This is a genomic window from Paenibacillus sp. IITD108, from assembly GCF_036541265.1.
Taxonomy (GTDB): Bacteria; Bacillota; Bacilli; order Paenibacillales; family Paenibacillaceae; genus Pristimantibacillus.
The window spans coordinates 85,760-107,832 of record NZ_JAZHCT010000017.1; the positions used below are offsets into that span (position 1 = coordinate 85,760).

Annotated in this window: 24 protein-coding genes; 23 read left to right on the forward strand and 1 reads right to left on the reverse strand. The window is 37.5% G+C overall.

Features of this window, described 5'->3' with window-relative positions; genetic code table 11:
* The first annotated feature begins 244 nt into the window (after positions 1-244).
* The 15 genes from V1L65_RS16085 to V1L65_RS16155 all read left to right on the forward strand — a co-directional run bounded on the left by V1L65_RS16085 (position 245) and on the right by V1L65_RS16155 (position 15,300).
* Positions 245-1,267, forward strand: a complete 1,023-nt coding sequence (locus V1L65_RS16085; RefSeq protein ID WP_331700219.1) for a DUF6094 domain-containing protein — start codon at positions 245-247, stop codon at positions 1,265-1,267.
* A 112-nt stretch (positions 1,268-1,379) separates the two neighbouring features.
* Positions 1,380-3,854: a hypothetical protein gene (locus V1L65_RS16090; RefSeq protein WP_331700220.1), complete on the forward strand. Its 2,475-nt coding sequence runs from the start codon at positions 1,380-1,382 to the stop codon at positions 3,852-3,854.
* A gap of 691 nt (positions 3,855-4,545) precedes the next feature.
* Positions 4,546-5,685: a group II intron reverse transcriptase/maturase gene (gene ltrA, locus V1L65_RS16095; RefSeq protein ID WP_331700221.1), complete on the forward strand. Its 1,140-nt coding sequence runs from the start codon at positions 4,546-4,548 to the stop codon at positions 5,683-5,685.
* Positions 5,686-5,732: 47 nt separating this feature from the next.
* Positions 5,733-6,440, forward strand: coding sequence for an HNH endonuclease (locus tag V1L65_RS16100; protein WP_331700223.1), 708 nt, complete (start codon positions 5,733-5,735; stop codon positions 6,438-6,440).
* Positions 6,441-6,555: 115 nt separating this feature from the next.
* The gene (locus V1L65_RS16105; RefSeq protein ID WP_331700225.1) at positions 6,556-7,182 is read left to right on the forward strand and encodes a hypothetical protein; all 627 of its coding nucleotides are present in this window, start codon (positions 6,556-6,558) and stop codon (positions 7,180-7,182) included.
* A gap of 201 nt (positions 7,183-7,383) precedes the next feature.
* Positions 7,384-7,593: a hypothetical protein gene (locus tag V1L65_RS16110; RefSeq protein WP_331700226.1), complete on the forward strand. Its 210-nt coding sequence runs from the start codon at positions 7,384-7,386 to the stop codon at positions 7,591-7,593.
* Between the two features lie 185 nt (positions 7,594-7,778).
* Positions 7,779-8,306, forward strand: a complete 528-nt coding sequence (locus V1L65_RS16115; protein ID WP_331700227.1) for a hypothetical protein — start codon at positions 7,779-7,781, stop codon at positions 8,304-8,306.
* On the forward strand, positions 8,306-8,479 hold the full coding sequence (locus V1L65_RS16120; RefSeq protein WP_331700228.1) for a hypothetical protein: 174 nt from the start codon (positions 8,306-8,308) through the stop codon (positions 8,477-8,479). The genes V1L65_RS16115 and V1L65_RS16120 overlap by 1 nt, the downstream gene beginning before the upstream one ends.
* A 432-nt stretch (positions 8,480-8,911) precedes the next feature.
* Positions 8,912-9,280, forward strand: coding sequence for a DUF6843 domain-containing protein (locus tag V1L65_RS16125; RefSeq protein ID WP_331700229.1), 369 nt, complete (start codon positions 8,912-8,914; stop codon positions 9,278-9,280).
* Positions 9,281-10,079: 799 nt separating this feature from the next.
* On the forward strand, positions 10,080-10,829 hold the full coding sequence (locus tag V1L65_RS16130; RefSeq protein WP_331700230.1) for a Fic family protein: 750 nt from the start codon (positions 10,080-10,082) through the stop codon (positions 10,827-10,829).
* Positions 10,830-11,256: 427 nt separating this feature from the next.
* Entirely contained in the window at positions 11,257-12,309 is a 1,053-nt protein-coding gene (locus V1L65_RS16135) for a hypothetical protein (protein WP_331700231.1), read from the forward strand.
* A 208-nt stretch (positions 12,310-12,517) separates the two neighbouring features.
* On the forward strand, positions 12,518-12,997 hold the full coding sequence (locus V1L65_RS16140; protein ID WP_331700232.1) for a hypothetical protein: 480 nt from the start codon (positions 12,518-12,520) through the stop codon (positions 12,995-12,997).
* A 611-nt stretch (positions 12,998-13,608) separates the two neighbouring features.
* Entirely contained in the window at positions 13,609-14,058 is a 450-nt protein-coding gene (locus V1L65_RS16145; protein WP_331700233.1) for a JAB domain-containing protein, read from the forward strand.
* Positions 14,059-14,425: 367 nt separating this feature from the next.
* Positions 14,426-14,752, forward strand: coding sequence for a hypothetical protein (locus V1L65_RS16150; protein ID WP_331700234.1), 327 nt, complete (start codon positions 14,426-14,428; stop codon positions 14,750-14,752).
* Positions 14,753-14,937: 185 nt separating this feature from the next.
* The gene (locus tag V1L65_RS16155; protein ID WP_331700235.1) at positions 14,938-15,300 is read left to right on the forward strand and encodes a hypothetical protein; all 363 of its coding nucleotides are present in this window, start codon (positions 14,938-14,940) and stop codon (positions 15,298-15,300) included.
* Positions 15,301-15,413: 113 nt separating this feature from the next.
* On the opposite strand, the gene V1L65_RS16160 is transcribed toward V1L65_RS16155, so the two are convergent.
* Positions 15,414-15,908, reverse strand: a complete 495-nt coding sequence (locus tag V1L65_RS16160; protein WP_331700236.1) for a hypothetical protein — start codon at positions 15,906-15,908, stop codon at positions 15,414-15,416.
* A 155-nt stretch (positions 15,909-16,063) separates the two neighbouring features.
* Between V1L65_RS16160 and V1L65_RS16165 the strand changes: the two genes are divergently transcribed.
* From V1L65_RS16165 to V1L65_RS16200, 8 genes are all read left to right on the forward strand, one after another.
* On the forward strand, positions 16,064-16,942 hold the full coding sequence (locus V1L65_RS16165) for an ATP-dependent DNA ligase (protein WP_331700237.1): 879 nt from the start codon (positions 16,064-16,066) through the stop codon (positions 16,940-16,942).
* Between the two features lie 253 nt (positions 16,943-17,195).
* Positions 17,196-17,549: a hypothetical protein gene (locus V1L65_RS16170; RefSeq protein ID WP_331700238.1), complete on the forward strand. Its 354-nt coding sequence runs from the start codon at positions 17,196-17,198 to the stop codon at positions 17,547-17,549.
* The gene (locus V1L65_RS16175) at positions 17,550-18,071 is read left to right on the forward strand and encodes a hypothetical protein (protein WP_331700239.1); all 522 of its coding nucleotides are present in this window, start codon (positions 17,550-17,552) and stop codon (positions 18,069-18,071) included.
* Positions 18,019-19,179, forward strand: coding sequence for a hypothetical protein (locus tag V1L65_RS16180; RefSeq protein ID WP_331700240.1), 1,161 nt, complete (start codon positions 18,019-18,021; stop codon positions 19,177-19,179). Before V1L65_RS16175 ends, V1L65_RS16180 begins: the two co-directional genes overlap by 53 nt.
* Positions 19,180-19,227: 48 nt before the next feature.
* Positions 19,228-19,617, forward strand: a complete 390-nt coding sequence (locus tag V1L65_RS16185; protein ID WP_331700241.1) for a hypothetical protein — start codon at positions 19,228-19,230, stop codon at positions 19,615-19,617.
* Entirely contained in the window at positions 19,608-20,264 is a 657-nt protein-coding gene (locus tag V1L65_RS16190; protein WP_331700242.1) for a hypothetical protein, read from the forward strand. The genes V1L65_RS16185 and V1L65_RS16190 overlap by 10 nt, the downstream gene beginning before the upstream one ends.
* A gap of 65 nt (positions 20,265-20,329) precedes the next feature.
* Positions 20,330-21,232: a zincin-like metallopeptidase domain-containing protein gene (locus V1L65_RS16195; RefSeq protein ID WP_331700243.1), complete on the forward strand. Its 903-nt coding sequence runs from the start codon at positions 20,330-20,332 to the stop codon at positions 21,230-21,232.
* A gap of 22 nt (positions 21,233-21,254) precedes the next feature.
* Entirely contained in the window at positions 21,255-21,671 is a 417-nt protein-coding gene (locus V1L65_RS16200; protein ID WP_331700244.1) for a ThiF family adenylyltransferase, read from the forward strand.
* The last annotated feature ends 402 nt before the right edge of the window (positions 21,672-22,073 follow it).

Below are 22,073 nucleotides of genomic sequence, written 5' to 3' on the forward strand. Positions count from 1 at the left end.
AATAAAAATGATATTTAACCGATAAACAGATAAAAAGAATTAACAACTTATGATATAATAACTAAACGATAATTTTTTAATTTTTATTATTATGTCTAGTATATAGCCCTATGGGTGGTATGTCTTTTTTAAGACCTGCGCTCATAGGGCTTTTTTGCGCTTACAAGTCAGTATCCATAAAGTATCCGGGTACTGACTTTTTATATAGATTTGTACAATACACTAAATTGAGAGGAAGAGGAATATGGCTAGAATTGCGAGTCAGAGCAAAGGCGGTTATTACCCAACACCAGTAGAAGAATTACACTTATTGTGTAAGTACTTACAAGGCGTACTAGAAAATGAGGAGAGTATTATTAATCTGCTCGATCCATGTTGTGGAGAAGGAGAGGCGCTTCATATGATCGCCCAGGCTCTTGGGGACAGTAGGTGTATTCAGACATATGGAGTTGAATTAGAAGAAGGTAGAGTCAATAAGGCAGCCAGCTATCTAAAACATGTATTACACGATGGATATGAGAATATGAGGACGGAAGCAAAATTTTCTTTACTTTGGCTTAATCCTCCATATGACGAGAGATTTGGCGAACGCGTAGAACTTACATTTCTAAAAGCATTAACAGGGCGTAATAACATGTTGGAGCGGGATGGTCTTCTACTTTTTTGTGTCCCTCAACATGTGCTTAAGCCAGCCGCAGGCGTAATATCCGGTAGGTTTCGAGATGTAAAAGTATTTCGATTTACAGACGCAAACTATCTGGTATTCAAACAAGTTATCTTAATTGCAAGATACGGGAAGTCGCAAGACAGTAAAGCAATTTATAAATGGTTAAGGGGATTAGGCGACCAAGGTCCTGAAGCAATTCCTACCTTACAGGAAATCGATGAAGTTATGAAAGTTTTTTCTTCGACGGGCCCAATACAATATTTCCGTGCAGGTCGTTTAAAACTTAATGAGCTGCAAATGGATTTTAGTAATTCACCTTTACTAACTGAAGTTGGGAATAAAATAAGTCCTAAGTCTACTCGAGCGAGTATGAAAAACCCAATGCTTCCATTAAAACCGACGCATACTGGAATTGCTATTGCAAGCGGGGCGGTAGGGGGGAATATGGGTACTCATATTATCTCCGGAATTACAAAGGCAACTACCGACGTAGAAGAGGTAAGGGATGAAGATGGAAATTGTACGGGAGAAATGATAACAAAATCATTCCAGTCAATTGTACGCGTTTTTAGTCCATCGGGTATTTACGATTTAGAATAGGGGAGTACCACGCAAAATTAATACAATGAAATAGGGGGAAAGGTCCTCTGGCTTAAAATTGGTCAGAGGGCTAACCTCTTATTTGACCATGAATAAGCTATGACCGAACTGAATGAAAATAAGAATGTATGGTTTAGACCGGAGCTTTGAAGCAACATTACATGTTATGGTCGTAGAACCTTCTGCTAATGGAAGAATGGAAAACATCATTTTCGCATCCTATATGGGCATACCAGAAGCAGTTTCAGCGATTTCAGCGGGGTTGATTGAAAGTAGAAATATCCACGTTGGAGAAACAGAGTATGTAAGAAGTTCTGATAAGTTTAAAAGGCTTGAACGTCCAATCGGATTAGGAGATCTCTCTCATGGTACCGTATATAATTCCTTGGTCACCCTGGAAGGACTAGACGAAATACCAGATTCGATTAAGTTTAATCGGGCATACCTTATAGCTCCTGAAGGAAACTTAGGAGAAATATTATCCAATCATGTGATTCATCGTTTCGGATTACCATATGAATGGGAATCACAATATCCAGAGCTACTTGATTTTATGCTTACCCCACTTAAAATCATTCGTAATGATGATTTTACAGAACAATGGCCAAATCTACAGGCAGCTGTTTTTAATGGCACAGAAGAAAGTGTTCTTAATGCCATTGAAGGAGCATTACGTAATGGACTCTTACAAATCCCTTCAAGCAACGTTCAAGGCTTCTTTAATTCCTCCATGTCTATGAAAGAATATATGCTGCAAAATGCTGAAATTATGGCCCAAAAGCTTCAGAGTCATAAACCACGGCATACACAAGATATGCAGTTGCATCCATCAATAGGAGAAATGACACGTATTCCATTTCCAGCGCAAGCACATATGATTCAAGCACTATACAACACGTTCCAGTATGAAGATGCCTTATTTTTATCTGGTGATATGGGTACAGGTAAATCAATCGTCGCTTGTGGCGTAGCAAACATAATTAATGAACACAAACAGAATCGTAACGAAGCTGCAGGTACAGCTGTATTGTTATCTGCTCCTGGTATTACCCTAAGAAAGTGGAAGCATAAAGAAATTATGGGAACATTACAAAATGTTAAAGTAAACATTATTGAAAATAGTTTAGATGCATTGAAAATGATGAGAAAAGTAAAGGATGGATACCGTCCGGAAGGATTAGAATTTACGCTTGTAGGTATTGATAAAGCAAAGCTAAGTCCGGAACCTTACTTTTCGGGGCAATGGAAGCGAATAGCCGGCACATACGATCACTATGCCTGGCATTGTCCAGATTGTGGCCGTCCTCTCATGATAAAAGATGATGAAGAATCTGACGGGTTTATTCCCGCTTCATGGGAAGCTGTTGCAGAAGGAGTAGAACCTGACGAGCTTGATTATTATAAAGCTAGAGAAGAACGATCCATTAGAACAAATGGAGTGCCTAATCATGTGAAAATAAAATGGCGAAGAAACCGTAAAATGATTTCTTGTACGTATAATGAAAAAGGATATATACAAGAGAATGAAAGGGTTTGTAATGCTAAACTATGGCGTCCTGCAGTATGGAGTAGGGGAGAGACAAGAAATCGGCCGAGAGTTAATATCGCTAGAATATTAAAACGTATGAATAGATATTTTGATCTCTATATCTGCGATGAGGCCCATCAGTGTAAAGCAGAGTCATCGGGTAGGGGCGATGCATTTACTCAGATGGTTAAGGCTGCCAAAAAAACTTTAATGCTGACTGGTACATTAACAAATGGTAAGTCCTCAAGTATTAAGGAATTATTATGGCGGACTGATCCAAAGTCTCTGTTAGATGCAGGAATTGATCATACTACAGGAAGTATTCAATGGGCAGCTAGATTTGGGAAGCTCAAACAAATCGTTGATATTGAAGAAAAAGATAATGGGTGGATCACTAAGAAAAAGCAGAAGCCGCGGCAGCCGAAAGAGGAACCAGGCATTGCTCCTCAATTAACGGCACAATTTCTTCTGCATAAATCTGGATTTGTAGAGCTATCAGATATGGGATTACCGCTTGTTGAGTTAAAAGAGATACCGATATTTATTGATATGGATGAGAATCATAGATTCGCTTATAGGAGCTTTCATAAGCAACTCGAAGATGAATGTAAGAAAAGATCATTGAAAGGTCATAAGGGTGCCTGGAGTAAGTTTATTCCTGCTACAATCAACTATGGAGATCGACCAGAACGTGGAGCGAATGTAGTATTTGGTGCCGGAGACAATATAAAAGAGATTCAAGCACCGGCTCTATCAGCGGATAGTCATCATGCTAAGGAAAGAGAACTATTAAACTTGGTTTCACAAGAATTAGCTGAGGGTAGACGGTGTGTTATATACAATAACTATACCGGGGAATATAACTTAAATGAACGGGTTGCCGAAATCCTTAATAAACAAGGTATAAGGTGTCATATTCTTGATGAACCAAATACGGATAATCGTTCTGAAGTACTTGCACAACTAGAAGAGCAAGAAGTACCAGTTGTTATCTGTAATATGAAGCTTGTAGAGGTAGGACTAGACTTGAGTGCGTCACGTTCCCCTATAACCGCCTAACTACGGAAAAAGGGGCACTAGTACATTAGCTTCCCAGCTATGCTAGGAGAAGTGTTGAACCGAATTGTAGGGGGCAGTTCCCTATCGGGATAAACGGTTTTAATTCCGAGACCGAAGCTACTGCATGCGCCTGTTGCTGATACAACAGGGGTATGAAGCCAGTTAGAGACGTAACCCGAAGTAACCTAAATCTCCCCCGGAGACAAGGTGAAAGTGGTGCGGGTCGTCAGTAACTCCCATGGTGACGAGAGGAACCCTTGTCCGAAGCTCCGTAAAGCGCCACTACTCGAAAGGGTAGCCCAATAGGGAAGTGTGGTGTTGATCATCTGTTTTGGTTAGATGACCAACGGTATCCATGAAATGGGATGCCAGGTGTAGGAATAATTAGCCGTTAAACCTACATCAGACCAACCGGAGTAAAGAGGGCACCTAAAGGAGTTAAATTAGATTAGGTTCAATGCAACGTGAGAACTTCAGAAGGGAATGTAAAGCCTGATCAGAGGTGATGTCCCTAAGTCGTAGGAAATGACGGCTGTATCTGGAGGACAGCAGCCCGTAGTAGCGTTGAAGCAGGGTAATGCCTGCGGAGTGAAGGGGCATAGTCGGACAGTAACTAACCACTAACTTTTCAGTCGAATGCCAGTTAAAAAGCTAATTCTAGAGGGACCCACAACACATGGGGGTGATCTCTATGAAGGTTCACAGACTGAAAATGGATACAGATAGCGATCTTAAAAGAATCCAAGAACAGATATTCTCGGAAGCTAAAGAAGGCAAACGTAGTTTCTACGGACTCCTAGAATTAGCAACGAGCCCAGCAGCCATCATTACCGCGATCCACAAGATCAAGGCTAATCAAGGAAGTAATACCCCCGGACCAGATGGTCAGCGGATAAAAGACATCCTTAAGATGGAACATGAAGAGGTAATCAAAATCTTTCAAAACAAGCTATCGAATTACTCACCTGGACAAATAAGAAGAAAACTTATACCTAAACCTGGAAAAAAGGAAATGCGTCCATTGGGAATCCCGAACATATCCGACAGGATTATTCAGGAGATAGTCAGAAATGTTATCGAACCAATTCTGGAAGCCCAATTCTTCGATCACAGTTATGGTTTCAGACCTATGCGTGACGCGAGCCAAGCCATTGCCCGTATGCACCACATTCTATGGCAATCCAAATGTACTTGGGTAGTCGAAGGCGACATCAAAGGATTCTTCGATAACGTTGATCACAACATCCTGCTCAAAAAGCTCTGGAAAATGGGAATACGTGATAAACGAATTCTCATGATCATCAAAAAGATGCTAAAGGTTGGAATACTCGATGAAATCGAAAGAAATCCCATAGGTACACCGCAAGGGGGGATTATAAGCCCCTTGCTAGCGAACGTTTATCTGCATGACTTTGATAAATTCGTCGCTTCCTTCTGGGAAGAACATCCCGAAATCGCCAACTACAAGGACAAGAAGAGTTTTCAAACCGTCAAGTACAGACCCCAACATAGAACGAAGTACCCTAGATACTATCTAGTGAGATACGCTGATGATTGGGTGATCCTTACCGACAGTGAAAAAAACGCCATAAGAATGAAAGAGACCGCTCAACAATTCCTGGAACGGAACGGGAAATTACAACTATCTGCAGAGAAAACTCTGATCACAGATGCGAGTAAGCAATACCTCCAGTTCCTCGGCATTGAAACGAAAGTGGGTAACTCGAGAAAGGGAAAAGGTAAAGTAACATATTCCAAACCATCCCGAAAGGCAACCAAAGCAGCAACTAAATCGCTTAGCTTAGCCAACAAGCTAAACGTATTGCACTAGCCTACCACCGCGACAAAACGATTCAAGAGATGAATCGGTACAATAGCATGGTAATCGGAATAGGGAACTACTGGGGCATGACTTCTGAGGTCACGAAATATGGGAGCAAGATTGACCACTACTTGTGGTACAAACTCGATAAAATCTTTATGAAACTCACTGGCTCTAAGCTCGGAGAGTTCCTCAAAAGAAAAATAGAAGCGGAAAGCACACATAATCTACCTGTACGGCATGAAGGTCACCGCACAAGGGTGCCTTACTTGGAATACGAGGGTTGCAAGATCGGACTAACCATGCTGGCTTTCAGCACATGGAAAGCACCGGAACCTAAGATCCCAGCCGAAACACCATACAGTATTGAAGGAAGAAAGATTTACATGGAGCGAACTGAAAAACGTCTCCGATTGGCACGTCCAGATGAAATCACTCTATTAGATAACATCATTGGCAGAGTACACACATCGAAACGAACCAAAGGCAAATCACTATACAACTTCGAATACTGGATGAACAGGGGTTATGCTCTCAACAGAGATAAGTGCGAATGTAAAGTGTGCAAAGTAAATTTAGACTCAGGTAACTTACACACCCATCACAAAGACCCGCGACTACCCATTGACCGAATCAACATGGTAAGTAATCTCGTCAGCTTGTGCGTTGAATGTCGTGGCCTCGTTCATGAAAAGCAACCAAATCCATTCAGCAAGGGCTCGAAAGAATATAAGAAACTGGAAAGCTATCGAAAGTTAGTATAAAAGGGTAGTCAAAGGCCAAACTGTTCGATGGAACGCGGAGTGACTAGGAAACTGTCACGCTCCGTGTGAAGCGGGGGAAAAGCAGGAGATCGAATCAAAAGTTTACCTATCGCTATTGTACTGGCCAACCATTATTTATTATCAATTAAACTATGAGATTAGTACTGTAAGACAAGCATCCAGGCGCGCCTGGAGGTTAGGCCAAGAGCGTGAATGTCGTGTATATTATCTTGTATATAACGGCACACAACAAATGGCACAGTTCCTGCGCATAATGGCAGCAAGAGGGCATGCGTTACTTGTTGAGGGAAGGTTGGATCGATCGGAGCTAGCAGCCTATGCACGTGATCAGCAGTCTTCTCTTGCTTCTGATTTAGCTAATTGTTTTGCCGGTTCTGAGGTTGCCGATGCTTGGACAGCTCTTGCTGCAAAGGATCTAGAGAATGTTGAAATGATTGCCGAATCGGAGTTTAAAGAAACGCTTTCTTTGAGAATGAAGCAGCTAAGCATTGAAACAAGACGTTTATGCGGTTTGTCAGTTATCTTAGAGAACAATAATGAAAGTGTTGTTGTAAATGTGATTGAGCAGCAGCCTATTGATTTATTTACGTATAATGAAACTTCTGAGGTAAATGATGAACTATGGGAGCAAAATATGCTTAAGATAGTTGAGCTTAAGAATTATAAGAAAAAGAAAGGGAAATCAGTACCTGTAGAGGGGCAGATTGCTTTTAAATTTTGATATTTTGAAATGAATTTGTTAGTATATGAGTATAAGTATTTATTCTTGCTCTTTGAGCCTATTTGTTAGTGTTAAGCCCTATGGGTGGTTATACCGTTTAAAGGTATGCCCCTATAGGGCTTTTTTGCGTTAAATTTTTTATTACCTAAAACAAGTTCACATTGAAGAGCTTGTTTTTTACTTTTAAAGGAGGAATTGAGAATGAAAAAGAGACAGAATTTCTTTTTTAACTTTAACGATGAACATACTGAAAGGGAAGAACACAACATAAGGTGCAGTAAAGTCGGTAATTTTAAACTGTTCGAATGGATTAAAAGAATACTTAGTGGCTTGGAGGCCGAATTAGATCTTGAACTTAATGATTCTATTCCTAGTAGGTTTAGTAGGTTAGGTGATCTAATGAATGAATAAAAATACAATATTAAGTTTGTTTGAATTTAAAAGTTCATTAATAATTACGGGAGTTGCAGGATTTATAAGAAGATTCAACAGGAAGTTAAAAAGTTTATCAGATTGATTTATTTTATTTTGGTGGTTGTGGTTGTTATCTACGGTAAACTATTGAAATTATGTTATAATTAATGGAGGGTACTACTATGCGTAATGAAATCGAAGTTTTCATTGATGAACTTACTCCATGTTTAATTCACCGAGAATCAGGGGAAGAATATAAGACAATTATTGAACCGGTGGTTACTTCTGATCTCAAGCAATTAACTAAAAAGCAAGGCTGGAGTAATTTCGATTGGAAAAAGGAACATTTAACACCCAATCGGCTCGTTTATAAACTGATGGTAGTTGGTTCAAATGATATTCAAGGACTTATTAGTTTCGAAGTTGCACAGGGGTATATTGACGTTATCCTTGTTGAAAGTGCTCATTGGAATATTGGATCTTCTTCACAACTATTTAGCGGTGTAGGGGCTCATTTATTCGCATATGCATGTAAGGTTAGTTTTGAACTTGGATTTGAAGGAGTAATCGCGTTTACTTCAAAGACTAAGTTAGTAGAACATTATCAAGAGAAGTTAGGTGCAATAAGCATTGGTGGACATTTGATGACTATCGAAACAAATGCAGCTAAATATTTGGTAGACCGATATTTCAGAGAGGGTGATGCATAATGATCGATAACAGTAAAGATATAGTAGATGCTTTTGAAGAATTGTCTGAAGCGGGAAATGGTGTCCTGGCAATCCCTCCACAAGATGAGAAAGAGCGTATTGAACGTGATAAACTAATGAAGAAGTATCTACTTAAACGCGATTCGAAAAAGCTTGCATCTCAACAGAAATAATAAATACAAAATTTGATGTATTAAAGTTGAAAAGTCTGGCTATGTGCTGGGCTTTTTTTTATTGATAAGTTGAAACTACGCTCTTATATTAAGAAAAGGAGGGCAAAGTTACAATCAAGTGGTTGATATAAAAAGGTAATACCTGAAGAAACATTTTAAAAAGCATGAGCGTATAAATATATCCATAGTGCGGGAAAACTATGAATAAACCTGCTAAAGCCATTAATGATAGAGACTTATCTCATTGTAATGATTGCAAGGATGATTGAGGACGGCGCTATGGGCAGAAGGCTAATAAAACAGTGATTAATAAATTGAGACTAAATATTAATTCTGACAGATTGGCAAGCAGATCATGACGATCTGATAATAAAATTAGAGCAGGGAATACCGTACAAATGGTTTAAAATACAATTTAAGGTTGGATGTTCTGTGAAAAAGCTCATAATTACAGGTATTACAGTATTGGTATTGATTTTAATCGTGCTACAACTAAGTATACAACCTACTTCTACTTTTTTAATACCAGAGGGATATACAGGCGAAGTGAAAATTATATATGAACAAGAAGGTTATCCTGCTTTAGAAAGAAAAAACAATCGTATTTATCTTGAAATACCTTCTACTGGTGTGCTGTTAACTTCAAGTGAAAACAAAACGGGTCCAGTACGCTTCTATTATGTTAATTCTGAGGGTGATCGAACAGAAATTAAAGATGATTTAATCCATTCTTTGTACACATCTAAAAATCCAGATGGTTTGCAGACTCTTAATTTTACAGTAGGAACTAAATCTAGTTAACAGCTGGGATTCAGTTGTCCTAGAGAAATAGATATAAAGCGCATAGCCACCGTTGGTACTTCCCCCTATTGGTGTCTCGGTTGTTACAGCACGATTCTCTTAAACAAATTTTGCCGAAATGAACAAATAAAGAATTCGCCCGTCCAGCTTGACGAACTGAATCGTCTCCCCCAACATCTTGCTTAAACCATTTCATCCATGTTTTTACTTACTTTTAGAGAAGCTGAAAGAAATAGAGGATCAGTGTATTTTGATACTAGGCTTCTCATTAATGGTGAGAATGAAGTCTCCAGGCTAAAAGCTATTAATAGTCCTAAAGATTATGCTGAGCTCTCCATTACAGTGATGATGTCGTAGATTGATGATATAACTATTCATAGTTGGAGTCGGTTAGAGTAACAAATATGAGGCGGATAAACTGAGTATAACATTCAACTACATAAATGGTTCCGATTCATGATTAGATTTTAGATCAATTTAGAAGAAAAATTATTAAAAAAAATATAAGAAAAGATCCCTTCCTTCAGTACAAAGTTTAGCCAAAGAGCTTAACGTTAGTATATTAATAGTAAAGAAGGACTTTGATGCTCTTGAAAAATCAGGATTTGTTGTTACTGTACATGGAAAAGGTAATGTTAAATCTGGAAATCGCGAAAGAACATCAACAAAAGGAAATTCAAGCAGAACTGTAAATCATAAGGGGAGCCTCAATATCATACATACAGCATTTTACATGACTTGCTGTGTGTATGTATAATTAAACAAATGATAATCAAAAGTAGGAAAGAGGTGACACAGATTGTTTGAAGAAATAGATAGGTTATTCGCCAAGTTAAAGTCCTTACGCCCGCTTTCTCCAGAAAGTGTGAAGCGGCTAGGGGAGGATTTTATGATTGATTTTGTATATAACTCCAACGCTATCGAAGGCAATACATTGACCTTGGAGGAAACCGCACTTGTCTTAAAGGAAGGCATCACAATTGATAAGAAGCCGCTTCGTCATCACTTAGAAGCCTTTGGACATAAAGAAGCATACTATTATGTAGAAGAAGTGGTGAAAGAGAAAAGGGAACTATCTGAACAAATCATTAAAGATATTCATTATCTTGTGTTAATGGGGGCCTCCAGCGATAAAGGAGTGTATCGTCGCGTACCCGTAATGATTACAGGATCTAGCCATCAACCTGCTTCCCCTTATCTAATTCCTAGTCTCATGGAACGGATGATGGAGGAATATCATACAACTATGAAAGATATGCACGTAGTAGAGAGAGTTGCACTGTTTCATTTGAAATTTGAAAGTGTCCATCCTTTTATCGACGGGAATGGACGAACAGGTAGACTGCTAATGAACCTTGACTTGTTATCGGCTGGTTATCCACCTATTAATATGAAATTTCATGACACACGCAGGTATTACGATAGCTTTAAATTCTACCATGAGAATGAGGGAGATCCTTCTAAACTTATCGAACTTGTACAAGAATATGTTCAAGCAGAATTAATACGATATATTTCTGTGTTAGAAATGGCAGAGGAGTTAGATTAGTTGTAAGATTGATCAAAGGAACGAGTCATCGTTATTTCAGGCTGTCGAGAGATTCTCAACAGCCATTTTTAGTGTCCACGAATATCGATTAACTGGTAGCGAAAGTTACCAAAATAGGAGCAAAGGGTAGCAATACACACAATTTGATGTATGTTAAGGGTCTGGCCATGTGTCGGGCCTTTTTTTGTTAATAAGATGAATATTGTGAAAGATTTTCTTAGTTCGTTCGTTGTTTTAGTATTTTCTGCCATTACCGGATGTTCAAAATTTATTAAATATATCATTATATATTGTTTCAATGCGCAAGGTCTACTTCGGAAAATACGAAATTCGAATTCGTTTACAGTATTAGGGATATTGTGTAGGATTTAGATGATAGTAATAATTTATTTTTCATGGTTCAAAAAAAGGAAAAGGAGTTGTAAACATGGTATTAAGTAAAAAGAAATTTGTATTATCGATAATGCTAGTAATTGCCCTCTTTTTTTCTATTTTAAACACATCATTTGCGACTAATACCTCAATTCATAAAGGTGAATTTACAATTACTCAAGCATTAATTGACGAGTTTATAAATTCAATAACTAATCAAGAATTATTAGATAACCAGTACCTATCAGCTGTATTAAATGACATGGATGATATTGTAAAAGATTCGGAAGGTATCAGTATATCAAAGTTTAAAATAGAATTATATGAAAAAGAATCGTTTGCTAATCACCAAAGAGCAAACCTCGAAAGCAGTGCCTTACAGACACAATATATTTTAACGGATGAAGATGAGGAACAACTTAAAAGAGTTGATCAACTTGCTCTTCAATATTATAATTACTTTCAAGAAAACGGTACCTATCCGAATGAATCTAATGATATGATACAACCTGCAAGTTTTTCAGATATGGTTAGAATTTTGAAAGAAATGGGATTAGCTTTTACGGAACAAGGTTTAGCAACACGATTAGCCGCATTGGGTCCAGTTGCAGCTGTTGATGGGCCCTTACCAGTGGGAGATTTTATCGCTCTTGTAGGCGGAGCTGTAATTGTTGGTGGATTTGTCTATAGCTATCTGAGTACTGCTACAGCAATTTCCAATAATATTGGAATAAATGAGGGGGTTACTTATAAAACCAAAGCTACTTCTTCATTATCACAATCTCGAACAATTGCATATCCAAATAACTATAAGCACTTTTCAGCAGCACCCAATACTGGTTGGGGTGGAGGAGTGTTTGTTCTAGAACCAATACCCTATTCAATGGCGGTGTTGAGAGCAGTGGCGGAATTGGATACCTATAATTTAAGTATGAATGATGCTAGAGAAGTAGCTCAACAAGCATCTACTGCAGGTACACAAGCTGAACATGATTTTGCTCATACTCATGATGCTAATGGGGTATATAAGTGGCCGTATAATAAACCACATTGGCATAGCATGAAATCCTTTAATGTGAGAGCAGCTGGTCATCATTGGTATGGTTAATTACAAAAGGGTGTAGCATTTGCTATACCCTTTCTATTTTTGAATAACTAAATAAGTAAAATTTCAAATACAAATAGATTTAGTTTTGATTCTTGCAGTATTGGAATGTTCATGATTAAGTTAATTCGGTAATCATTTGATACTAGTTTGAAGGGACTTTTCAGGATAAGATTATTATTATTCTAGTATAGGTGAAGGGAGAATTTTAATGTACCTAAGGCCTTATACAGCAACCGAAATAAAAAAAAAGTTTGTTCGATTATCCAAATCAAAATCAGAAGTATTAAGGAGAAAGTTTGAGAAAGAGTTTTGTTCTACGGATTCAGAACAATATAAGTATTACAAAAGAGAACCGGGATATATGCTCTGGGATTGTATGATTGGAGGTCCAAGAGTATTAACTATACAGGAAGTAAATGAGAATCCACCTTTTCCTGGGGATGTTTATGTGTTTTGGGATGTGAATGAGAGAGATGAGGAAATGTTTAAGCTTGGAAAATATTATCTGCATCAGATGCCATTTGAAAAATTCTTGTTAAATTACTTTTCTTTCCCCCAAGAAACTTATGTTTTTGACGAACATTTTAAATATTCTATTGTTCTTTCGCATGAACATTTTCACAGCCTAAAACAAGATTTATGTTTATATTCACCTCACGAAGAAGATAATTGGTATTTATATGTATAAAGTTTGATGAATAGAGTCCTTAGATACAATTAAAGTTAAACTATAAATTTCAAGTTTTAAAAATTTATGTCGATTCTTTTTATATATAACACCTTTTGCATGTACAAGTGATGATTAATTGTGATATTATTAGCAGTATATTGAATTTCTTTTTTGCTCCTTGTTGAGCCTTATGTCTAGTTTATAAACCCTATGGGTGATCTTTCATTTCGGAAGAACTACGCCATAGGGTTTTTTGGTGTTTACAAGCCGGCGAGTACGTTCTTTATAAGACGGAAAGTCGGTTTTTTATATAACTATTTTACTTTGGGGGAGGTTTAAATGCTTACTGATTCTATGGGAATTGATTTACAGAGCCTTAACGATAGTATTTCAAATTTTGCTTTAGAGATTGAAAAGGCAGATGAAATTTAAAGTGCCATGAATTTTTTGTAATTTGACATAATTTCAGTCATGGCTTCAATTGGCTCTGTAGATTTCAAAACATTTGATCTATAAGATGGAGAATCCTATAAGGAATTTTTTAGATATCCTCCAGATGATATTGTCGATTTTGATGAAGAAAAAAACAATATAAATGCTGAAAATCAATCAAAGGGGAGAATAAGACGATGATAACTATTAACCTTTATAAGGTAAAACAAGTCAAAGAAAAGGGAGCCCGTTATGACCTTGAATCTAAAATTATCCGTTCTCCGCAAGATGCGTATAATATTATTACTACTGTACTAGACTTGGAAAATGAAGCAGTAGAACATTTTGGGATTTTGACTCTAAACACAAAAAATGCAATCGCAGGTGTACATGTTATTTCGATAGGTACTCTTAACACAACACTCGTACATCCGAGGGAAGTATTCAAATCAGCCATTCTAAACAACGCTGCATCACTGGTTTGTTTTCACAATCACCCAAGTGGATGCCCTAGCCCATCTCCTGAGGATATAAACCTAACAAAAAAATTAATTGAAGCCGGATCTATCATAGGCATTGATGTGTTGGATCACATAATTGTTGGAGATGATAGATTTACTAGTTTAAAGGAAGATGGATTAATATGAGGTCCTATTCAAAAGGTAGGCCGGTATATAACCGGCCTTTCTTGTGCAATGATATTTGAGCATTCTTTTTTTTGAAGAGGGACGAATGAATATTTTATTAAACAGGTTCTAAAAAGGCGGCATAAGGAAAAATAACCCATTTACACCTTTTCTACAATCATTCGTCTATAATTCAATAAAAATTGATATATCCCAGTCAAATCATTATGCTCTTGCAAGTGTAACAATGATCTTTGCTCCATAACATTAGATATGCAGTTGAAACTCTATGTTTGGACGGATAACTATGTATAATTGAATTATATATTCGACATAGTTATTATGCGAGCCTTTGGTAAAATAGGTTAAAAAAGAAAGGACGAGTTTGATGGAACGAGAAGAATGTTATGGGACTAATCGAGAGTATGAAAAGCGAAGACATAGTAACGATCAGATTCAAGTAAATCCTATTCAAACCGTTTTATTTGAAGCATTTCCCAAGATAGAAGCAGTATTTAAAGAGAAGCAGAATGAAGGGTACAAATTGTGTTCGATACAATATGAAACAAGGAATGATGCTAGTCATGAAAGTCTCATTATTGTATTAAGTAAAGGTTATGAACACTTTTTATTGGAACAAAGTAAAGGGAACTATGCTGGTGGATATTCTCATGCGATTTTTCGCAGAGAGGGCGAGCAAGGAGAAATTCTTTAGTGCTTAACTATAACAAATAGTAGATATCTTCAAGCGACTAAGGAATTCCTCCTTTTGGAAAATAAATCTCGAAGTTAACTACTTACTTGAAAGGGGCGATAATAAAAAACTATAAAGTTTGAATAAATAAAGGAGGGATAAGTTCTGAAGTTAAAGTACAAGATTGATTTTATCCTTCTGCAAAAGTGTACCTTAAACTAAAAGATAAAGTAGGAGAAGGAGGGTTTGTTCTACTTCAAGAAATCCAGTTAACTATTTCTAAAATAGTACCTGTATTCGAGTACATGCTTTTTCATGAGGTTAAGCATAATTCCCTAATTGGTAATTTAGGGTTAGTTGGACCCGCAAATACGTTTGAACTGATCGAAGCGGAAGTGGAAGTTAAAGAAATACTACAAAAATATGGTTATATTCATTTAAGTCAGGAGTATGACTTATATGATACCGTTTATGATTGGGAGCAATTACATGAAATTGATTCAATGAACAGGAGATTAATTCTAAAGGATGCGGTGTTTGTTGATATACTAGAATTATGCAATGATTAGCTTACTTAAATCATTTCTCCTTGTTGAGATAAGCAACAATAATTTAGAAAAGAGCTAAATAAAAAGGGTCGCAGGGATACTTTCCTTAAGGTTTTTATATTGTGCTTGGTCCCTTAAGTTTCGTAATCTCTGTTGCCCCCAGTTGGTTTTTTTAAAGCTTGAGTAATATCAGTAGTATATTTAGTTAGTCTCATCGACATTTCTGTACGTAACGTTTCACGTACAATACCAAACTTTTCTTCATATCCGCGGCAAAAATAGCGATAATACAGAATACCATCATTTGTTTCTTCTTCAGATACCTTGATATTACGTTTTTTAAGCTCTCGCTTTAAAGCGTAGTAATCGTCCGAAATCCTAAACATAATAACTTCTAGGAATCGATTGACAACTCCCTTAAAGGTTATTTTAGCAAAACCCATATCTTCAATTGATTTTTGAACCATTGTTATTAATTGAGGGAACATAACAAGATCCCTTATCATCTCTAATTCCTCTGTTGATGGTCTACCGTTCGGTTTTTCATCATTCCGCTGATCATATTGCTCCTGATGTTCGGTCAAAAGCATTTTTCCACTCCAACGATTGTTAGCATCAAGCTTACTCATTTATATCGACCTCCATAATTGCGAACCCTTGTTCCCATATCTTATTATATACCAAACATACGTTAGATATGCAATAGCAAAAAGCCCATATGTGTCCATTAACTACCAACTCAATACAGGCAGGACATACGATATAATTTTATTGAGGTGGTTTTATGTTTATTGAACCAATGCTTCTCGAAAAACGGGAAAAACCGTTTGATGACGACCGTTTCATATACCAGCCCAAAATTGATGGTCACCGTCTTATATTATCCCGCACATCTAATCAAATAAGATTATATACACGCCATAATAACGATGTTACACGCCAATATCCAGAGCTACATAATGTGCCGATTGATGGCAATGTGGATGTCGTTTTAGACGGTGAAATCGCGCGGATGGATGAGAATGGCTGGATCGATTTTGAATTAATCATGGAACGATTTCATTTAAAAAAGGACCCGTGGATTCTTCAAGCAGTGCGGACAAGACCAGTAATATATTACGTTTTTGACGTACTGCATTATAACGGTGAGGACGTTCGGAGCTGGCCGCTTACGGAGCGCCTTGCGTTGTTAACAAGCATTCTAAATCCTAACAGTTATTTCTCGTTAGTTCTGTCGGTCGAAGGCGACGGGATTACATTATTCGACGTCATCAAATCGCATAAACTTGAAGGTATCGTTGCAAAGCGTAAGGATAGCAGGTATGAAGGGAGCCGATCTGTTAATTGGCTTAAGATCATTAACTATGAATACGCCGATGTCGTAATAGCTGGCTATCGAAAGAACCAGTTTGGATGGTTAGCCCATTATAACGGACGCCCGGCTGGTATTATAGAACTTGCTGTACCTGTTGCACATCGTAAGGCATTTTATAAAGTCGCCAATACGATTGTAACTGGTGAAGATCGCAATTTCGTTTACGTACAGCCTCAAATAAAGGCACGCGTTCGATTCCGAAACTACTATAGGAGCGGGATGCTGCGGAGTCCGGAATTTGTTAGTTTTATCAGTTCGGTTAATCCAACGTCCAGCCACAATGCTTGACGACTTCCCCTTCACTATTCGTTATTGTTCTACATGTACAAGTGATGATTAAATGTGATATTATTAATATATTGAATTTCTTATTTACTCCTTGTTGAGCCTTATGTCTAGTTTATAAACCCTATGGGTGATCTTTCATTACGGAAGAACTACACCATAGGGTTTTTTGGTGTTTACAAGCCGGCGAGTACGTTCTTTATAAGACGGAAAGTCGGCTTTTTATATAGATACTAATTTACTTTGGGAGGTTTAAATGCTTACTGATACTATGGAAATTAATTTATCGCGCTTTAACGAAAGTATTTCAAATTTTGCTTTAGAAACAAAAGAGGCAGATAAAATTCAAAGAGCCATGGATGTTTTGTATTTTGTCATCTATTCAGGCATGGCTTCAATTGGCTCCGCAGATTTCAAAGTGTTTGATTTAGATGATGGAGAATATGCCTATAAGGAACTCTTTAATTATCATCCAGATGATATTGTCGATTCTGAAGAAGAAGAAGAGGACAATAGAAAGAATCTCCTTGTCGAGATTAACCGGGTGAGTCATGCAGCTATATGTGTTGAAAGACTATCTGATGAAAAGAAGATAAGGAGGTTTATTTGAATGACAACATCCTTATTTTTACCTACGAATGTTCAGTATGAGTGGCTGGAAGCATTGGATAACTTTCTTATTGCGAAGGTTTGCTACGACAATAATGTTGAATTACCATCAGAATGGATTGTGACTAAATATTCAGCTTTCGACTTTTTTTGCAATGCTCTTTCCTACATTTTTGAGTGTTCGCCGGCTATTGAAGAATCAGATTACAGTTATTCTTTAACCATTAGTGAAATCAAGGAATGGTTTCAGCTCCAGGAGAAGTATCCGGAAATGGTAAAAGACGAACTGTGGATTTTTGGTCCTGTGGAGGAACTATCTTCAGATTTTCAATTTGGCGGACTTCAGTGCAAGTCTACACCTATCGGAATAAGGTTAAATTCAGAGGGTTGTGACTATTTTCAAGTAGTGGAGAAATTTATATCTCTCAAAGAGAGATTATTACACAAACTAACGGTATGGAGGGAACACGATGCAAGCCTTACAAATTCCAAGACAGGACGAGACACTTATTCGGTTGCCTAGAGGTGGTTTATTGGCAACAGTTGAAGAATGGTCCAATGAACTTGTGGTTAAAAGTGAGCGAATCCGCGTGGATAAGCTCATTTTTTCATTATTGGATATATTGGATAGCGAAGAACTCAAGAATTATTTTGTTCATAGCGGGCAAAAGAAGTTTTCATTACTGGATGTTTTTGGGCCTTTAATTAAAGAATCTTCTGACGACAAGGAACTTTATGAAGTGTTTGATCATTTTATGGAACGTTTTAAGCAGGCAGATGAAGAGGTAATGCTGAAATTCTTTTCTATATTTTCAAAGAAGATTAATCTAGCATCTTTAAATGAGGTAGGGCTGAATAGTCTCCTTAGCGATATTCTAAGGGAAGTTAAGCAGCTCACTGACGCACAATATTATGATAAGTTGCTCATCACACTACTTGAGAATGTGAAAATTTCAAACCAGAGTGAGTATTTCCAACAAGAAATATTTTCAACTCTTATGAATAGTACAGCACGCCAAACGGATGATCCTCTCATGAAGGGAATGTTTGGGGCATTATCTAAACATTTGTCACCAAGTGTCAGGAGAGAGCTGCTTGCACCATTTTTAAGTCAGCATACAATAAGTAGCCCGCTTCTACCCAAAAATTGTTTACTTTATCAAGAAGGGGCAGATGGGCGAAGGATTGTGGCTCTGGAGACAGAGAAACAGATGTTTAATGTTCAATTCGGTTCAACTCTTTATGAAAAAGTAGGATATCCGAAACTTATTTTCTTATTTTCTGTTAACACGAATGGGGCAATTCGGTTAAAAGTACTTACTGTTAAAGATACTATCATTTCAAAAGACTCAAAAGTGTATTATTATCCCTACTCAAATGTTCAATATGAGGAACGTTCAATGGAAGCTTGTTGGCCAGAACTCAACAGATTAGCAAATGAACGCGATTTTTATAATAACCTTACTACACTATCTACATTACCTTATCTTTTCTTGAATAGTCCAAGTAATAACGATTTGTTTAAGTATACAAATCTAAGAGAACGGCTCATGAATTTCGAAGGACAATCTTTCGATGATTCTATTCTAGAAGATACAGGTCTTACAATTTCTGATTATATGAAGATTTAGAAAGTACAAATGTAAGTATTACATTGTTTATTTTAAAGGAGCGGGCTTATGACTACTAATAACATAGAGCAATTATCATTATTTGGAACAGAGTATCAACCCACGTTAAGTAAAAAAATTGTGCGTAAATCCTCTGCTACTACAACCAGTTCAAACGGTACCACTGTAAATTCAGCTGCAAAAAGCATGAAGGATCAGAAGATTGAAGTAGACTTAGACTTTACGATCCATTACGCTACTCACGTATTCCAAGTTAGCGATTTTATAGAGGATGTTCCAGAGAGCGGTACAATATCATTACCTCAACTAAGGGAAAGAATGGAGCAACAATTTTTTGAACTGACAGAACAGAGGACTATTTGGGATTATGACATTGAAGCAAAGCGTCTTATGCCCTATGCATCCGGAACGACAAAGGGGTATCAAGTATGGGAGTAAGATCATTTTTTTGGAAGTTATCTGAATTCCTCAAGCTTGATAAACCGAAGCTGTTCAATATCGTTGCTTCTAGGGATGGGAAATTATATGAAATACGAAGAGAAACATTAGGTCTTATGATCACGCCTGCTGAAAACATTATAGAATGTGAGGAGGTTCCTACGGGATTTAGATTTGATCTTCCTAAAATCCCTCACACCATCTTAAGACAGGTCGAAGGTTTCTTTAAGTATTATTGTGATGAACTCGATCAAAATGAAGCTATGGTACAAATCTTTTGGGATCTGCAGCTTAAACAATACATTGTAGAGTGTCCTCATCAATGGGTGAAATTTGATAGGATTAATGCCAATTTCTCTCGGCAGTTAGAGGATGCAAACAGGTATATTGAAGTGTGCCATATACACTCGCATAATACGATGGAAGCAAGGTTTTCATCGATTGACGATGCACATGAGCAAGCATTTATGATTTACGCTGTAATAGGTAGACTACACCGCAAAGAGCCTGAAATGGAGATTAGGGTGGGGTATAATGGTAAATTTTTTAGGTTGGATTCTGACTTGATATTTGAGAATGCAAGTCTAGGATCACCTTCTGAATTTCCTGAAGCCTGGACAAAACGTGTCCATGTCATACGTGATTAGTATAGGGGAAGTTAGCCTTACTTAGGGCTAGCTTCCCTTTTTTCATTATTAAGGAGGAGTTAAAAATGACAAAGGTATACGAATGGGTAGCAGATCGGCTTATCAAAATTATTGAGGAGACAGATGAATTACCGTGGCAGCGTGAATGGATGAGTCGTAATCCTGCAGTTAACTGGATAACTCAGAAGCCGTATAAAGGAATAAATAGGTTAACTACTGTACCAGGTGGAGAATACGCAACCGAGTATCAGATAAAACAAAACGGGGGCAAAATTAAAAGTGAAGAAAGAAAAAATTACACAATGATTGTTTATTGGCTCTGGCCAGACAAAAAGAAATCCGAGGAAGAATATGATGAGGAAGAAAATGAGTCTGATAAAGAGCGTGGTAGACCAACCCCTTTATATTCAAAGGTGTGGGATATAAATACACAATGTACTGGATTAGCAAGTAGGATGGTTACTGAGGATCTTATTGTTCATCATCCTATCGAAAATGCGGAGAAGTTAATACAAGATTTCTTCAGCCATACAAGTTCACCACGATTTAGGCATATGTCCGACACTGCAGACTATGTAATTCCATTAGATTTAGTTAGAGTACCGCCCAAAGAGGAGTTTTATAAAATAGAAGCGTATTATTCGACCAGTTATCACGAGATGATACACAGTACAGGACACAAAACTAGACTTGCACGACCAGGGATTGTCCAATTTGATAAGTTTGGTTCAGAACAATACGGTAAAGAAGAGCTCATCGCAGAAATTGGTGCTTCAATTATGTGCTTTGAAGCGGGAATAAACTATCTAACAGAAAAGCAGAATGCTGCATATGTGAAGAACTGGTTAAAGGTCTTGAAAAATGATAAGAAAATGATTGTTATTGCAGCTCAACAAGCTCAACGAGCGGTAGATTATATCAATTCAATTGTTCAAGAATATAACAGCACTAAGGAAGATGTTGCATAACAATTTAGGGGGAAGTTGAATAATGCCAAATGGAATCGATATTAAATTACCAGGTAAAAGAATTTCTTATCAAATCGTAATAGTTGGTCTTGGCGCGAATGGTAGCCATTTTTTCAGGGGATTATGCCAAGATGTCTCTACATACTTCAAAAGCCATTGGAATAAACCATTCGGGCTTGACGTAATGATTGCCGATGGTGATCGGGTAGAGAAGAAAAATCTGGATAATCAGTTATATACAGAGGAGGATATTGGGGAGTATAAAGTGGTTAGCCTAGCTCAAAGATATGGCGACCACTATGATATTCCCATTAAAAGAGTTACCTCATATATCAAAGATATGGATATGCTTAAAAAGATGTTTAGTACTTTATCCATTAATCCTGAAGACCAAGTAGTACCTGTATTAATTGGGATGATAGACAATGTGCGCCCATAAGGGCATGAAGTGATTGCGTTTAAAAACGCTAGGATAATGACTCCTATCTCCTAACACCTTATCCGGAGGGGAAACCCTATGGGGAGTGTAGCATGGTGTAAAGGTGAGGTGCTTTTCATGAACCACGCATGGGTACGCTTAACTGAGGGAGAAAAGAGGTTGTATGGTTAAAGCTGGATTGCTTGAACCCAAGTTCTAAGGCGAGTAGAATCATCTCCCTGCTCGTAATCGTGGGAAAGAGGGTAGGTAGACCAGGGTGGTCATAGGTTTATTGTCCTTATGATCAGTCATTCCTAGGTCTTGCTGGTTGCGATAAGCAACTAAACTGAACGAAATGGGAACCTAACCAACCTCGATAAATATCATTTCATGATTAAATGGGGATTGCCTAAGTTGGAGCGC

What these genes read in the sequence shown, in the direction of transcription:
- V1L65_RS16160 (WP_331700236.1), bottom strand. Translation starts at nt 15,908, where the DNA reads ATGAGTAAGCTTGATGCTAACAATCGTTGGAGTGGAAAAATGCTTTTG.
- V1L65_RS16115 (WP_331700227.1), top strand. Translation starts at nt 7,779, where the DNA reads ATGCGTAATGAAATCGAAGTTTTCATTGATGAACTTACTCCATGTTTA.
- V1L65_RS16195 (WP_331700243.1), top strand. Translation starts at nt 20,330, where the DNA reads ATGACAAAGGTATACGAATGGGTAGCAGATCGGCTTATCAAAATTATT.
- V1L65_RS16085 (WP_331700219.1), top strand. Translation starts at nt 245, where the DNA reads ATGGCTAGAATTGCGAGTCAGAGCAAAGGCGGTTATTACCCAACACCA.
- V1L65_RS16150 (WP_331700234.1), top strand. Translation starts at nt 14,426, where the DNA reads ATGGAACGAGAAGAATGTTATGGGACTAATCGAGAGTATGAAAAGCGA.
- V1L65_RS16175 (WP_331700239.1), top strand. Translation starts at nt 17,550, where the DNA reads ATGACAACATCCTTATTTTTACCTACGAATGTTCAGTATGAGTGGCTG.
- V1L65_RS16185 (WP_331700241.1), top strand. Translation starts at nt 19,228, where the DNA reads ATGACTACTAATAACATAGAGCAATTATCATTATTTGGAACAGAGTAT.
- V1L65_RS16165 (WP_331700237.1), top strand. Translation starts at nt 16,064, where the DNA reads ATGTTTATTGAACCAATGCTTCTCGAAAAACGGGAAAAACCGTTTGAT.
- V1L65_RS16145 (WP_331700233.1), top strand. Translation starts at nt 13,609, where the DNA reads ATGATAACTATTAACCTTTATAAGGTAAAACAAGTCAAAGAAAAGGGA.
- V1L65_RS16110 (WP_331700226.1), top strand. Translation starts at nt 7,384, where the DNA reads ATGAAAAAGAGACAGAATTTCTTTTTTAACTTTAACGATGAACATACT.
- ltrA (WP_331700221.1), top strand. Translation starts at nt 4,546, where the DNA reads ATGAAGGTTCACAGACTGAAAATGGATACAGATAGCGATCTTAAAAGA.
- V1L65_RS16200 (WP_331700244.1), top strand. Translation starts at nt 21,255, where the DNA reads ATGCCAAATGGAATCGATATTAAATTACCAGGTAAAAGAATTTCTTAT.
- V1L65_RS16170 (WP_331700238.1), top strand. Translation starts at nt 17,196, where the DNA reads ATGCTTACTGATACTATGGAAATTAATTTATCGCGCTTTAACGAAAGT.
- V1L65_RS16140 (WP_331700232.1), top strand. Translation starts at nt 12,518, where the DNA reads ATGTACCTAAGGCCTTATACAGCAACCGAAATAAAAAAAAAGTTTGTT.
- V1L65_RS16090 (WP_331700220.1), top strand. Translation starts at nt 1,380, where the DNA reads ATGAAAATAAGAATGTATGGTTTAGACCGGAGCTTTGAAGCAACATTA.
- V1L65_RS16190 (WP_331700242.1), top strand. Translation starts at nt 19,608, where the DNA reads ATGGGAGTAAGATCATTTTTTTGGAAGTTATCTGAATTCCTCAAGCTT.
- V1L65_RS16120 (WP_331700228.1), top strand. Translation starts at nt 8,306, where the DNA reads ATGATCGATAACAGTAAAGATATAGTAGATGCTTTTGAAGAATTGTCT.
- V1L65_RS16100 (WP_331700223.1), top strand. Translation starts at nt 5,733, where the DNA reads ATGGTAATCGGAATAGGGAACTACTGGGGCATGACTTCTGAGGTCACG.
- V1L65_RS16135 (WP_331700231.1), top strand. Translation starts at nt 11,257, where the DNA reads ATGGTATTAAGTAAAAAGAAATTTGTATTATCGATAATGCTAGTAATT.
- V1L65_RS16180 (WP_331700240.1), top strand. Translation starts at nt 18,019, where the DNA reads ATGCAAGCCTTACAAATTCCAAGACAGGACGAGACACTTATTCGGTTG.